The sequence below is a fragment of the Paraburkholderia sp. genome, assembly GCF_035501035.1.
Lineage (GTDB): Bacteria > Pseudomonadota > Gammaproteobacteria > Burkholderiales > Burkholderiaceae > Paraburkholderia.
Window position 1 is genome coordinate 1 of record NZ_DATJWR010000009.1, and the last position, 13,726, is coordinate 13,726.

At 67.0% G+C, this 13,726-nt stretch carries 7 protein-coding genes and 2 pseudogenes; 7 read left to right on the forward strand and 2 right to left on the reverse strand.

The window, feature by feature from the left end; genetic code table 11:
• Nucleotides 1-228 (forward strand): annotated as a pseudogene (locus tag VMJ11_RS00615) (ammonium transporter); the annotation flags it as partial.
• Nucleotides 229-297: 69 nt separating this feature from the next.
• On the opposite strand, the gene VMJ11_RS00620 reads toward VMJ11_RS00615, so the two are convergent.
• Complete coding sequence (locus VMJ11_RS00620; RefSeq protein ID WP_325615865.1) at nucleotides 298-1,047, reverse strand: SDR family oxidoreductase; 750 nt, start codon at nucleotides 1,045-1,047, stop codon at nucleotides 298-300.
• Between the two features lie 159 nt (nucleotides 1,048-1,206).
• The gene (locus tag VMJ11_RS00625) at nucleotides 1,207-2,124 is read right to left on the reverse strand and encodes a LysR family transcriptional regulator (protein WP_325615867.1); all 918 of its coding nucleotides are present in this window, start codon (nucleotides 2,122-2,124) and stop codon (nucleotides 1,207-1,209) included.
• Between VMJ11_RS00625 and VMJ11_RS34370 the strand changes: the two are divergent.
• From VMJ11_RS34370 to VMJ11_RS00650, 6 genes and pseudogenes are all read left to right on the forward strand, one after another.
• A pseudogene (locus VMJ11_RS34370) lies at nucleotides 2,123-2,317 on the forward strand (integrase core domain-containing protein); the annotation flags it as partial. The gene VMJ11_RS00625 and the pseudogene VMJ11_RS34370 sit on opposite strands and share 2 nt — an antisense overlap.
• A gap of 390 nt (nucleotides 2,318-2,707) precedes the next feature.
• The gene (locus VMJ11_RS00630; RefSeq protein WP_325615868.1) at nucleotides 2,708-3,973 is read left to right on the forward strand and encodes a dipeptidase; all 1,266 of its coding nucleotides are present in this window, start codon (nucleotides 2,708-2,710) and stop codon (nucleotides 3,971-3,973) included.
• Between the two features lie 529 nt (nucleotides 3,974-4,502).
• Nucleotides 4,503-5,339, forward strand: coding sequence for an IclR family transcriptional regulator (locus VMJ11_RS00635; RefSeq protein WP_325615870.1), 837 nt, complete (start codon nucleotides 4,503-4,505; stop codon nucleotides 5,337-5,339).
• Between the two features lie 482 nt (nucleotides 5,340-5,821).
• Entirely contained in the window at nucleotides 5,822-7,237 is a 1,416-nt protein-coding gene (locus tag VMJ11_RS00640; RefSeq protein ID WP_325615871.1) for an MdtA/MuxA family multidrug efflux RND transporter periplasmic adaptor subunit, read from the forward strand.
• Between the two features lie 6 nt (nucleotides 7,238-7,243).
• Nucleotides 7,244-10,366, forward strand: coding sequence for an MdtB/MuxB family multidrug efflux RND transporter permease subunit (locus VMJ11_RS00645; RefSeq protein ID WP_325615872.1), 3,123 nt, complete (start codon nucleotides 7,244-7,246; stop codon nucleotides 10,364-10,366).
• A gap of 4 nt (nucleotides 10,367-10,370) precedes the next feature.
• Nucleotides 10,371-13,691: an efflux RND transporter permease subunit gene (locus tag VMJ11_RS00650; protein ID WP_325615874.1), complete on the forward strand. Its 3,321-nt coding sequence runs from the start codon at nucleotides 10,371-10,373 to the stop codon at nucleotides 13,689-13,691.
• The last annotated feature ends 35 nt before the right edge of the window (nucleotides 13,692-13,726 follow it).

Sequence of the window (13,726 nt, forward strand, 5' to 3'; positions counted from 1 at the left end):
GGGATCTTCGGCGTGCGCTGGCTGGGCGGGATCGGCGGCGTGTCGCTCGGCGCGCAGATCGTCGGTACGCTTGCCGGCATCGTGATCGCCTTCATCGGCGGCCTGGTGGTGTACGGCGCGCTGCGTATGACCGTCGGCCTGCGTATCGATCGGGAAGAAGAATTCAACGGCGCCGATCTGTCCATCCACAAGATCACGGCCACGCCGGAGCGCGAAACGGTGGCCTGAGCGTAGCCTGACGGGCCGCCGTCGCGGGCGGCACGCCTGCCGCCCGCTGCCCTCTTTATCGAGACCCCATCAAAGCTGGCTCATCCCGCCATCGACCACCACCTCGGTGCCGACGATGAACGCCGACTCCGTCGCGCTCAGGTGCAGCACCGTCGCGGCGATTTCGCGCGGCTCGCCGAAGCGCTTGAGCGGCACCTGCTCGCGGATCGCCGCTGCGGTCGCCTCGAGCGTGGCGGCATCCAGGCCGAGCTTGCCGTAGATCGGCGTCGCCACAGGCCCCGGGCTCACCACGTTCACGCGCACGCCACGCGGCAGCAGCTCGGCAGAGAGCGTCTTCGCAAGCGAAATCAGCGCGGCCTTGCTCGCCGCGTAGACCGACGAAGACGGCATGCCGATATGCGCGTTGATCGAGCCGTTGATGACGATGGCCGCGCCCTCGTTGAGCACCGGAAGCAGCGCCTGGATCTGGAAGTAAGCGCCCTTCACGTTGGTGTCGAAAGTCAGGTCCCAGAGCGCCTCTTCCACCTGCTCGAACGGCGCGAACTTCGCTACGCCGGCGTTGATGAAGACCGCGTCGAGGCGCAGGCCCGCTTCGCGCAGGGCGGCGGCCAGTTCGCGCGCCGCCTCGACCGAGCCAGTTTCGTTGCGCCAGGCGAGCGCGCCTGCGCCGAGCACACGGCGCGTGGCTTCGAGCGCGGCTTCGTCGCGGCCCGTTACGACCACGCGCGCGCCTTCGGCGGCATAGGCCTGCGCGGCGGCGAGGCCGATGCCGCTGGTGCCGCCGGTCACGAGAACGGTTTTGTTTGCAAAGCGATTCATGACGTTTCTCCTGGAAGGGAAGGGTCTCGATGTGCGACCGTGACGTCATGTTGCCCGGCGGCGCGTCACCTGCCGTACGAGGGACCTGGCGCAAACGTTCGAAACCATCGAACGTTGCGGCGCGGCGTGCTTCGGCGTGCTGATATCCGCTTCAGCGCTTCAACCCGTGACTGCGATGCCTTCCACGAGGCGCTTCGCGAGGCGCGGCTCGCGCAACCGCTCGATCCACCATTGCAGTGCGCGCCCCACCTGCTCGCCGCGCCACGCCACGTAGAGCACATTCGGTTCGCGCGGGCTCGCGGTGGCCTTTTCGATCAACTCACCGCGCTCGATCAGTTGCGCGGCGCGCCGGCGCGGCACCCACCCCACGCCGAGACCCTCGCGCTGCGCGAGGATCTTCGCGCGCATCGACGGCACCGCCAGCACGTCCTGGCCGCCAAGCAGCCCGTACGCGCGCCCGGGCGTGAGCCGCGCCGAATCGCCCACCGCCACGCCACGCTCGGCGAGAATACGCTCGCGTGAGAGCGGCGCGTTCTCGCGCGCGATCCGGTGCCGCGGCGAAACCGCGAACACCCACTCCATCACGCCGAGTTCGAACCAGTGCAGGCCGTCGATGGCGGGCGGCTCGTTCGTCGCGCCGACGATCAGGTCGGCGCGGCCGTCGCGCAGCGCCTCCCAGGTGCCCGCGAGGACTTCGTGCGTGAAGCGCAGCTTGACGCCGGACTGCAGCGCGTCGAAGTCGCGGATCAGCGGAATCAGCAGCTCGAATTCGAGAATCTCGTCGGTGACGATCCACAAGCGGTCTTCCCAGCCGTTCGCGATCTGCCGCACGCGCTGCGTCATGCGCGCGACGTCCTGCATCAGACGCCCCGCTTCTTCGGCGAGCAGATGCCCGGCCGGCGTGAGCTGCAGACGGTAGCGCCGGCGGTCGAACAGCAGCGCGTCGAAGCGCGCCTCGAGTTGCCGGGCGGCATGCGAAACCGTGGAAGGCGCCTTGTTCAGGCGTGCAGCCGCGCGCGACAGGCTGCCGGTTTCACGGATGGCGTCGAGCAAGGCCAGCTCATCTTCGGAAAGCATGTGCCACTCCATCGAACGGGTGATCACGCGATGGTACGGCAGAGACCGGGCGGAAGCGGCGCAGCGTCGCCCCGCCGCGCATCCTCTGCGGTGGGCGGCAGCTCCTCTTCAAGCGGCATGGGTCTCCATACACCACGCGAGGCGCTTGATTCAACCGTGGCGAATCGAGTACAACACCGAGCGGCCCCACATCTCGTCCGGCTATACCCGGGCAGCGCTGCGGGCGCATGAGGCCACTCGGCAATCTTGTATCCGGAACTCCAGCCGCTGGGAGCAGGTCACGCAAGCTTGTTTGCTGCAAGGTGCGATAGCAGCGCAGGCACAGGCCACCACGAATGTCACGACGACGATGCGAACCGACACCTCTTCCGATTCATCGCAGTCCATCTGGAGCGCGATCCGGAGCCACGCCTCGCCCCCCTTGCACGCCTTACACGCCTTGCACGCCTCCGAGGTGGAGATCCGTGGATGGCTGATTCCGCTCGACCCAACAGAGCCCGCGGCCGATTACTTCCTGCTCGCCGCAGACGAACCCTGTTGCGGCGGCTGCATCCCACGCGATCCTCTCAGTTGCATTGAAGTCATGATGGCCACTCCCATCGCAGGCGGCAGCGAACCCGTCCGCCTGCGTGGCCGACTGATGCAACTGGTCGACGATCCCGCGGGTTGGCGTTATCGGCTCGAAGCGGCGGAACGCGTGCAGGAGTCGAGCGGCTCGCCGCTGTCGGCGCCCGGAATGAGCCGCCGCGCATTTCTCGCCTCGGGTGCCGCGCTGGGCCTCGCGGCTTGCACGCCCGGACGCTTCGAGCGATACACCGATGCGCGCGACGCACCGAACCCCGACGACAGCGCGCCCACGCAATGGCGAGCATCCCCCGGGGCACTCACGATCGACATGCATAGCCACGCGGGTCACGTGATCGTGTCGCGCAACCCCTCGCTCGGCGCGCACCGGCCGCTCACGCCGGTGAGCGCGCCCATGCGCGCAGGCGGCATGAACGTGATCTGTCTTGCCATCGTCACCGATACCGTCGTCACGCGCGTATCGGCGGATAGAAAGCGCTTCGAGGCATGGCGCAGCCCTGAGCCCGGCGAGCTTTACCAGCTCAGCCAGACGGAGTTCGCCCGCGCGAAGGAATTGGTCGCGCGCGAGCAACTCGTCGTCGTGACGAGTGCCGACGGGCTCGCCTCGGCAGGCCAGAGCGGGCCATGCGTGATCATCGCGGCCGAGGGCGCGGACTTTCTGGAAGGGCAACTGGAGCGCGTCGACGAAGCTTACTCGCAGCATCAATTGCGGCATCTTCAGTTGACGCATTACCGCGTCAATGAGCTTGGCGACATCCAGACCGAGGCCCCGGTTCATGGCGGGCTGACGGATTTCGGCGCGCAGGTCGTGCGCCGCTGCAACACGCTGGGGATCGTCGTGGACGTTGCGCACGGCACCTACGACCTCGTGAAGCGGGCGGCCTCCGTGACGACGAAGCCGCTCGTGCTTTCGCATACGGCGCTCGCAGGGCATCCTGGCGCGCGCAGCCGTTTGATCACGGCCGATCAAGCGCGCGCGGTTGCGCAGACGGGCGGCGTGATCGGCGTGTGGCCCAGTTCAGGGACATTTCACGACCTCGATGCAATGGCGCACGGTTTCAGGAGAATGGCGGACGTCGTGGGCGTCGAGCACGTGGGCCTTGGCACGGACATGTACGGTTTCATCTCGCCGCCGGTATTTCGCAGCTACGAACAGTTGCCGAGCCTCGCTGCCGCGCTTCTGGCTGCCGGCTTCTCGCAACACGAAACCGCCCAGATGCTGGGCGGCAACTATCGACGGGTGTTCGAGGCTTCGCTCACCTGATTGCCCTGGGTACGGGCAAGCCGTGATGAGCATCGGCGCGAGCCAGCGAGCATTCGAATTCAGTACGGCTCGTTGCGCACCGTGAGGGACGGGGCTGCCCCGACAGGGCAAAAAAAAGCGCCACGTTTGCACGTGGCGCCTTGAAAAGTTCTAGCCATTCCGAGGGCCGTGCTAGAACCTGAGAGCCGGTATTCGGCTGCCGCGCGTCGTGCCCTCGGAAAATTATGCTGATTGCATAATCGCAGGCACATTAAAACCCCGCAAGTTGCGCGGGGTTGCGGCGTTTTACCGAAATGAGGTTCCATTTTTTACCCGCATGCCGACTAAGTCAAGCAAATTCTCGCCAAAATGCGCGAATTATCAACCAATCTGCATCCATTACAATCAATCGCCGATGTATGCCCCAATTTTGGAAATCGGGTACTGATCTGGCTCATGAAACCATGCTGTGCAGCCAACCGTTCGTGTACATTGGCCGGCCTGCACGAATCGTGAATGTGAAATCCTGTTTCGGAAAATTGTCCCGCCGATGACCTCCGCACCCGAACCGCGTGGCCGCGACGAATCACATCGCGATAAAGACGGCGCCGCCGAAGAAGTGACCGCACTCGCGCGCGGCCTCGCCGTCCTGCGCTGCGTCGCCGCCGCCGACGCGCCGCTCAGCAACCGCGAACTGACCGAGTTGACGGGCATTCCCAAGCCCACGCTCTCGCGGCTCACCGGCACGCTCGTGAGCACCGGCTTTCTCGCCCGGCTGCCCGACAGCGAGCGCTTCGTGCTCACGTCGTCGGTGCTGGAGCTCTCCAACGGCTTCCTGCGCAACTCCGACATTCGCAGCCGCGCACGGCCTTTCCTCATGCGTCTGGCCGAGCGCACCGCCCTCTCGGTGCACCTCACCGTGCGCGACCGTCTCGACATGGTGGTAATCGATGCGATCCGCCCGCGCACGGCGGTGCTCGTGACGCGTCTCGAGGTCGGCTCGCGCATCGACATGGGCCGCACGGCCGTGGGGCGCGCCTACCTGGCCGCGCTCGACCCCGACGCGCGCGCCGAGCTCACCGCCGCGCTGCAGGCTACGGCCGGCAACGACTGGGGGTTCGTAGGCAGCCGGCTCGACGCCGCGATCGCCGAAACAGCCGCTCAAGGCTACGGGCTCGCGATCGGCGAATGGTATGAAGGCCTCAACGCGATCGCCACGGCCTTCGCCGGTCCCAATGGCGAGCTTTACGCCCTCAACTGCGGCGGCGCCTCGCAGCAATGCCCGCGCGAGTGGCTCGTCGCCCACGTCGTGCCGCTCATGCGGGAATGCGTCGCGCGCGTCGTCGACGAAATCGGCGGCTCCCTGCGCCTCGCCGGCACGCCCTGACAGCCGTCGCCTTACAGAATACTCACACCACGTGTAACGCTAGTAACGTCTCGAAAGAAACGGCACTGGACTGTAACGAAGGGCGCGACGTAGCATCATGCTTTTTGGCGGCAACGCCGCCCGCGCGCCCGCGCTGCGCGGGTGCGCAATCGGGCATCAACGCACATGGACCTGGCACAAGCGCGTTTCGGCCACGTTCCCGGCCCCGTTCATGCCGGGCGAGCGCCACACGGGCGCACCGTTCGCCGGCTCGCTTCACAGCCCTTCGTCCGTTTGCGCCAGCCAGCCGCGCACCGCCCATGACCTCACGGTGCGGCGCCCGGGCCAGCCAGCCCCGGCACCCGGCATCGAGCTTGCGCCCGCCATGCGCAGCATCGGCGCTCGTGCCCGCTATCGGGCGAGCCCGCTGCGTCAGCCGCGCTACCTGCAACACGTAATCCGCTCGCACGAGAGCACTCGAGAACCCGTTACCGAACTGACCGATGGATCAACTAGAAAAGCAGCGCCCGGATTCCCCCCGTCGAGAAACGCCGCCGCAGTCTCCCGCTCCGTCCAGCCCGTCCGCTCCGGCCGCCGCCCCGCGCGGCCGCAAGGGCAAGTTCATCGCGCTCGGCCTCGTGCTCGTGATCGGCGCCGTCGTCCTCATGCGCTGGCAGCCGTGGGCCAAAACATCGCCGGGCGGCAGCGCGCCGTCCGCTAGCGGCGCACGCGCGCGTCACGGCGGCCCGGGCGCGCTCGCCAACATGCCGCAGCCGGTGAGCGTCGCCACGGCGCGCGCCGGCGACATGCCCATCGTCATCACCGCGCTCGGCACGGTCACGCCGCTCGCGAGCGTCACGGTGCGCACGCAGCTCTCGGGCACGCTGCAGAGCGTGGCCTTCGAGGAAGGCCAGATGGTGAAAAAGGGCGACGTGCTCGCGCAGATCGACCCGCGCCCTTATCAGATCTCGCTCGCCAACGCCGAAGGTCAGCTCGCACGCGATCAGGCACTGCTCGCCACGGCGCGCCTCGACCTCAAGCGCTACCAGACGCTGCTCTCCCAGGACTCCATCGCGAGCCAGCAGGTCGACACCCAGGCGTCGCTCGTCAAGCAGTACGAGGGCGCCGTCAAGTCCGACCAGGCCAATGTCGATACCTACAAGCTCGACCTCACCTACGCGCGCATCACCGCGCCGGTGTCGGGCCGCGTGGGCCTGCGCCAGGTCGATCCGGGCAACTACGTCACGCCCGGCGACACGAACGGCATCGTCGTGCTCACCCAGCTCGAGCCCATCAGCGTGATCTTCACGACTTCGGAAGACAATCTGCCCGCCATCATGAAGCAGATGCGCGACGGCATGAAGATGCCGGTCACGGCCTATGACCGCAGCAATACGACGATGCTGGAGGCCGGCTCGCTCGAGACCCTCGACAACCAGATCGACACCACCACGGGCACCGTCAAGCTGCGCGCGAGCTTCGCGAACCACGAGCAAGGGCTCTTTCCGAACCAGTTCGTGAATGCGCGCCTGCTCGTCGACACGATCCATGACGCCGTGATCGTGCCGACTTCGGCCGTGCTCAATGGCTCGCAGGGGCAGTACGTCTATGTCGTGAAGCCCGACAACACGGTCACCGTGCGGCTCGTGAAGGTGGGCCCGGTGGACGGCGAGCGCACCAGCATCGCCTCGGGTCTCGCCGTGGGCGAGCGCGTCGTGACCGACGGCTCCGACCGCCTGCGCGAAGGCGCGAAAATCACGATTCCCGCCGAGCACCCGAAGGGCGCCAAAGGGGCATCGGGCGTCAAGGGTGAGAAAGGCTCGTGGGGAGCGGATGCCTCGGCTGCCTCGGCCGCTTCGGCCGCATCGGGCGCGCATCACGGCCGCCGTCGTCATGCTTCGCAGACGGAAGGCCAGTAAGCCAGCATGAATCCATCCCGCGTCTTTATCCTGCGGCCGGTCGGCACGGCGCTGTTCATGGCGGCGATCATGCTGGTCGGTCTCGTCGCGCTGCGTTTTCTGCCGCTCTCCGCGCTGCCCGAGGTCGATTACCCGACCATCCAGGTGCAGACCTTCTATCCGGGCGCGAGCCCGGACGTGATGACGTCCTCGGTCACGGCGCCGCTCGAGCGCCAGTTCGGCCAGATGCCCTCGCTCAACCAGATGTCCTCGCAGAGCTCGGCGGGCTCCTCGGTCATCACGCTGCAGTTCAGCCTCGACCTGCCGCTCGACATCGCCGAGCAGGAAGTGCAGGCCGCCATCAACGCGGCCGGCAACCTGCTGCCCTCGGACCTGCCCGCGCCGCCAATCTACGCCAAGGTCAACCCCGCCGACGCGCCGATCCTCACGCTCGCGATCACCTCGAAAACGCTGCCGCTCACCGAGATCCAGGATCTCGCCGATACGCGCCTCGCGCAGAAGATCTCGCAGGTGGCGGGTGTGGGCCTCGTTAGCCTCTCGGGCGGGCAGCGCCCGGCCGTGCGCATCCAGGCGAACCCGCGCGCGCTCGCGGCCTACGGCCTGAATCTCGACGACCTGCGCACGAGCATTTCGAACCTCAACGTCAACACGCCGAAGGGCAACTTCGACGGCCCGACGCGCGCCTACACGATCAACGCGAACGACCAGCTCACCGACGCCGACGCCTACAAGAGCGCCGTGATCGCCTACCGCAACGGCCGCCCCGTCATGCTCACCGACGTGGCGAACATCGTGCAGGGCGCGGAGAACACCAAGCTCGGCGCGTGGGTGGACGGCACGCCCGCGATCATCGTGAACGTGCAGCGCCAGCCCGGCGCGAACGTGATCCAGGTGGTGGACAGCATCAAGGCACTCCTGCCGCAGTTGCAGGAGTCGCTGCCCTCCGCGCTCGACGTGCAGATCGTCACCGACCGCACCACCACGATCCGCGCCTCGGTGCGCGACGTCCAGTTCGAACTGCTGATGTCGGTCGTGCTCGTCGTGCTGGTCATGTACCTGTTCCTCGCGAACATCTACGCGACGATCATTCCGAGCCTTTCGGTGCCGCTTTCGCTCATCGGCACGCTCGCGGTCATGTACCTGTGCGGCTTCTCGCTCGACAACCTGTCGTTGATGGCGCTCACCATCGCGACCGGCTTCGTCGTGGACGACGCCATCGTCATGATCGAGAACATCGCGCGCTACGTGGAGGACGGCGACACGCCGCTCGAAGCCGCGTTGAAAGGCTCGAAGCAGATCGGCTTCACCATCATCTCGCTCACGGTGTCGCTCATCGCCGTGCTGATTCCGCTGCTCTTCATGGGCGACGTGGTGGGACGCCTCTTCCACGAGTTCGCCATCACGCTCGCCGTGACGATCGTGATCTCGGCCGTCGTCTCGCTCACGCTCGTGCCGATGCTGTGCGCGAAGATGCTGCGCCACACGCCGCCGGCCGGGAGCCACCGCTTCGAGGCGCGCGTGCATGCGTTCTTCGATTACGTGATCGGCCGCTACGGCGTGGCGCTCGAATGGGTGCTGGCGCGCCAACGCCTCACGATGATCGTGTTCCTCTTCACGCTCGTGTTGACCGGCATACTCTATGTGGTCGTGCCCAAGGGCTTCTTCCCCGTGCAGGACACGGGCGTGATCCAGGCCATCACGCAGATGCCCCAGTCGGTTTCGTACGCCTCGATGGCCGAGCGCCAGCAGGCGCTCGCGGCCGAGATCCTGAAGAACGAGAACGTCGAGAGCCTCACCTCGTTCATCGGCGTGGATGGCACCAACATCACGCTCAACAGCGGGCGCATGCTCATCAACCTGAAACCGCGCGACGACCGCAGCGAAACGGCGAGCGGGATCATCCGCGACCTGCAAAAGAGCGTGGCCCACGTGCCGGGCGCGACGCTCTACATGCAGCCGGTGCAGGATCTGACGATCGACTCGACGGTGAGCCCGACGCAGTACCAGTTCATGCTCACCACGCCCAACATCCAGGACTTCACGACCTGGGTGCCCAAGCTCGTGCAGCGCCTGCAGCAGTTGCCCGAGCTCGCCGATGTCGCAACCGACCTGCAGGACCAGGGCAGCTCGGTGTACATCGAGATCGACCGCGCAAGCGCCGCCCGCTACGGCATCACGCCCGCAACGGTCGACAACGCGCTTTACGACGCGTACGGCCAGCGCATCATCTCGACGATCTTCACGCAGTCGAACCAGTACCGCGTGATTCTCGAAACCGACCCGGTGCTCCAGCACTACACCGACGCGCTGAACTCGATCTACCTGCCCTCGTCCACCTCGACCACGGGCCAGGTGCCGCTCAGTGCCATCGCGAAGTACCACGAGCGTCCCGCGCCGCTGCTCGTCTCGCACCTCTCGCAGTTCCCGGCCACGACGGTGTCGTTCAACCTCGCGCCCGGCGCCTCGCTCGGCGCGGCGGTGAAGGCGATCCAGCAGGCGGAAAGCGACATCGGCCTGCCGGCCTCGTTCCAGACGCGCTTCCAGGGCGCGGCGCTCGCATTCCAGGCGTCGCTCGCGAACGAGCTCTTTCTGATCCTCGCGGCGATCGTCACGATGTATATCGTGCTCGGCGTGCTCTATGAGAGCTTCGTGCATCCCATCACGATCCTCTCCACGCTGCCCTCGGCCGGCATCGGCGCGCTGCTCGCGCTCATCATGACCGGGCACGATCTGGACATCATCGGCATCATCGGCATCGTGCTGCTCATCGGTATCGTGAAGAAGAACGCGATCATGATGATCGACTTCGCGCTCGAGGCCGAACGCCAGGAAGGCAAGTCGCCGCGCGAGGCGATCTATCAGGCGTGCCTGTTGCGCTTTCGCCCGATCATGATGACGACGATGGCGGCGCTGCTCGGCGCGCTGCCGCTGATCCTCGGCAACGGCGCGGGCAGCGAGCTGCGCCGGCCGCTCGGCATCGCGATCGCGGGCGGCCTGATCGTGAGCCAGGCGCTCACGCTCTTCACGACGCCCGTGATCTACCTCGTGTTCGATCGACTCGCGCAGCGTCTGCGCAAGCGCTTCGGCGGCGGCCACGGCGCGCCCTCGGCCACGTCCACGGAGAGCTGACGCGATGAATCTCTCGCGCCCGTTCATCTCGCGCCCCGTCGCGACTACGCTGCTCGCGCTCGGCATTGCGCTCGCCGGCGTCTTCGCGTTCACGAAGCTGCCGGTCGCGCCCTTGCCGCAGGTGGACTTCCCGACCATCTCCGTACAGGCGACGCTGCCCGGAGCGAGCCCGGAAACCGTGGCGACCAGCGTGGCAAGCCCGCTGGAGCGCCATCTGGGCTCGATTGCCGACGTCACGGAGATGACCTCGCAAAGCTCGGTGGGCAGCACGCGCATCACGCTGCAGTTCGGCCTGAATCGCGACATCGACGGCGCCGCGCGCGACGTGCAGGCCGCGATCAACGCCGCGCGCGCCGACCTGCCCACGAGCCTTCGGCAGAACCCGACCTATCACAAGGTCAACCCCGCCGACGCGCCCATCCTCATCCTCGCGCTCACTTCGCCCACGCTCACGGCCGGCCAGCTCTACGACTCGGCCGCCACGGTGCTGCAGCAGTCGCTCTCGCAGGTGGACGGCGTAGGCGAAGTCGACGTGAGCGGCTCGGCGAATCCGGCCGTACGCGTCGAACTGGAGCCGCATGCGCTCTTTCACTATGGCATCGGCCTCGAAGACGTGCGCGCCGCGCTCGCCTCGGCCAATGCGAATAGCCCGAAGGGCGACATCGAGTTCGGCCCGCAGCGCTACCAGCTCTACACCAACGACCAGGCGAGCAAGGCGAGCCAGTACAAGGACCTCGTGATCGCCTACCGCAACGGCGCGGGCGTGAAGCTCTCGGACGTGAGCGAAGTGGTCGATTCGGTGGAGGACCTGCGCAACATCGGGCTTGCCAACGGCAAACGCTCGGTGCTCGTGATCCTCTACCGCCAGCCGGGCGCCAACATCATCGAGACCGTGGACCGCGTGATCGCGATGCTGCCGCAGCTGAAGGCGTCGCTGCCCGCCAACGTCGAGGTGATCCCCACCTCGGACCGCTCGGTCACGATCCGCTCCTCGCTCAAGGACACCGAGCGCACGCTCATGATCGCCGTGGCGCTCGTCGTCATGGTGGTGTTCCTGTTCCTGCGCAACTGGCGCGCGACGCTCATTCCGAGCGTGGCCGTGCCCATCTCGATCATCGGCACCTTCGCGGCCATGTATCTGATGGGCTTCTCGCTCGACAACCTGTCGCTGATGGCGCTCACCATCGCGACCGGCTTCGTCGTGGACGACGCCATCGTCGTGCTGGAAAACATCTCGCGCCATCTCGAGAACGGCGCGCCGCGCATGCAGGCGGCGCTCATCGGCGCGCGCGAAGTGGGCTTCACGGTGCTCTCGATCAGCGTGTCGCTCGTGGCCGTGTTCCTGCCCATCCTGCTGATGGGCGGCATCGTCGGGCGTCTGTTCCGCGAGTTCGCGCTCACGCTTTCGCTCGCCATCGCGGTATCGCTCGTCGTCTCGCTCACGCTCACGCCGATGATGTGCTCGCGTCTGCTCGCCGAGCCGCACGAGAAGAAACAGGAAGGCCGTTTCGCGCAGTGGCTCGAACGCGGCTTCGAGGCCATGCAGCGCGGCTACGAGCGCACGCTCGGCTGGGCGCTCGCGCACCCGTTGCTCATTCTGCTCACGCTCGTCGCCACCATCGCGCTGAACGTCGCACTCTACGTGATCGTGCCGAAGGGGTTCTTCCCGCAGCAAGACACGGGACGCCTCATCGGCGGCATCCAGGCCGACCAGGCCACCTCGTTCCAGGCGATGAAGGTGAAGTTCGCCGAGATGATGCGCATCGTGCAGGCGAACCCCGCCGTCGATTCGGTCGCGGGCTTCTCGGGCGGCCGCGCGACCAACTCGGGCTTCATGTTCGTCTCGCTCAAGCCCAAGAGCGAGCGCAAACTCTCCGCCGACGAGGTGATCGCGCAGCTGCGCGGGCCGCTTTCGAACGTGGCGGGCGCGCGCACCTTCCTGCAGGCCGTGCAGGACATCCGCGTGGGCGGCCGGCAGTCGAACGCGCAGTACCAGTTCACGCTGCTCGCCGACAACACTGCCGACCTCTACAAGTGGGGACCCAAGCTCACCGAGGCGCTGCAGGCGCGCCCCGAGCTCGCCGACGTGAACTCGGACCAGCAGCAAGGCGGTCTCGAGTCGATGATCAACATCGACCGCACGAGCGCCGCGCGCCTGAACATCACGCCCTCGCAGATCGACAACACGCTCTACGACGCGTTCGGCCAGCGCCAGGTCTCGACGATCTACAACCCGCTCAACCAGTACCACGTGGTGATGGAAGTCGCGCCGAAATACTGGCAAAGCCCGACCATGCTCGACGAGCTCTGGGTGAGCACCTCGGGCGGCACCGCAAGCGGCTCGCAAAGCACCAACGCGACGGCAGGCACCGTCACCGGACCGACCACCGCCTCCACGGGCGGCACGGCCGCCACGACGGCAACGACGGCAACGACGACGGCAACGAGCGCCGCCGCCATCGCCGCGGACTCCGCGCGCAACCTCGCGACCAACTCGCTCGCCGCGAGCGGCAAGTCGAGCGCGTCGTCGGGCGCGGCCGTCTCCACGTCGAAGGAAACGATGGTGCCGCTCTCCGCGATCGCGTCGTTCGGCCCCGGCACCACGCCGCTCTCGGTCAATCACCAGAGCCAGTTCGTGGCCTCGACGATCTCGTTCAACCTGCCGCCCGGCAAGTCGCTCTCGGACGCCACCGCCGCGATCTACGACACGATGGCCGAGATCGGCATGCCCGCGACGATACACGGCAGCTTCCAGGGCACGGCGCAAGCGTTCCAGCAGTCGCTCGACAACCAGCCGCTCCTGATCCTCGCGGCGCTCGCGGCGGTGTATATCGTGCTCGGCATTCTCTACGAGAGCTACATCCACCCGCTCACGATCCTCTCGACGCTGCCCTCGGCGGGCGTGGGCGCCCTGCTCGCGCTGCTGCTCTTCAAGACGGAGTTCAGCATCATCGCGCTGATCGGCGTGATCCTCCTGATCGGCATCGTGAAGAAGAACGCGATCATGATGGTGGACTTCGCGATTCAAGCCTCGCGCCAGGGCCTGAGTTCGCGCGACGCGATCCACCAGGCGTGCCTCTTGCGCTTCCGTCCGATCATGATGACGACCTGCGCGGCGCTGCTCGGCGCGCTGCCGCTCGCGTTCGGGCGCGGTGAAGGGGCCGAGCTGCGCGCGCCGCTCGGCATCTCGATCGTGGGCGGGTTGATCGTGAGCCAGATGCTCACGCTCTATACGACGCCGGTGGTCTATCTGTACATGGACCGGCTGCGCGTGTGGTGGGATGCGAAGCGCGCTCGCGCGGCGCCCGCGGCTGCCGCGGAATAAGAGGCGGCGCGCATGCGCACGAAGCATGCGCCAGA

Bases quoted from the DNA above. Each gene is read 5' to 3' on its own strand.
- VMJ11_RS00625 (WP_325615867.1), bottom strand. From the start codon at position 2,124: ATGCTTTCCGAAGATGAGCTGGCCTTGCTCGACGCCATCCGTGAAACC.
- VMJ11_RS00620 (WP_325615865.1), bottom strand. From the start codon at position 1,047: ATGAATCGCTTTGCAAACAAAACCGTTCTCGTGACCGGCGGCACCAGC.
- VMJ11_RS00640 (WP_325615871.1), top strand. From the start codon at position 5,822: ATGGATCAACTAGAAAAGCAGCGCCCGGATTCCCCCCGTCGAGAAACG.
- VMJ11_RS00650 (WP_325615874.1), top strand. From the start codon at position 10,371: ATGAATCTCTCGCGCCCGTTCATCTCGCGCCCCGTCGCGACTACGCTG.
- VMJ11_RS00645 (WP_325615872.1), top strand. From the start codon at position 7,244: ATGAATCCATCCCGCGTCTTTATCCTGCGGCCGGTCGGCACGGCGCTG.
- VMJ11_RS00635 (WP_325615870.1), top strand. From the start codon at position 4,503: ATGACCTCCGCACCCGAACCGCGTGGCCGCGACGAATCACATCGCGAT.
- VMJ11_RS00630 (WP_325615868.1), top strand. From the start codon at position 2,708: ATGATGGCCACTCCCATCGCAGGCGGCAGCGAACCCGTCCGCCTGCGT.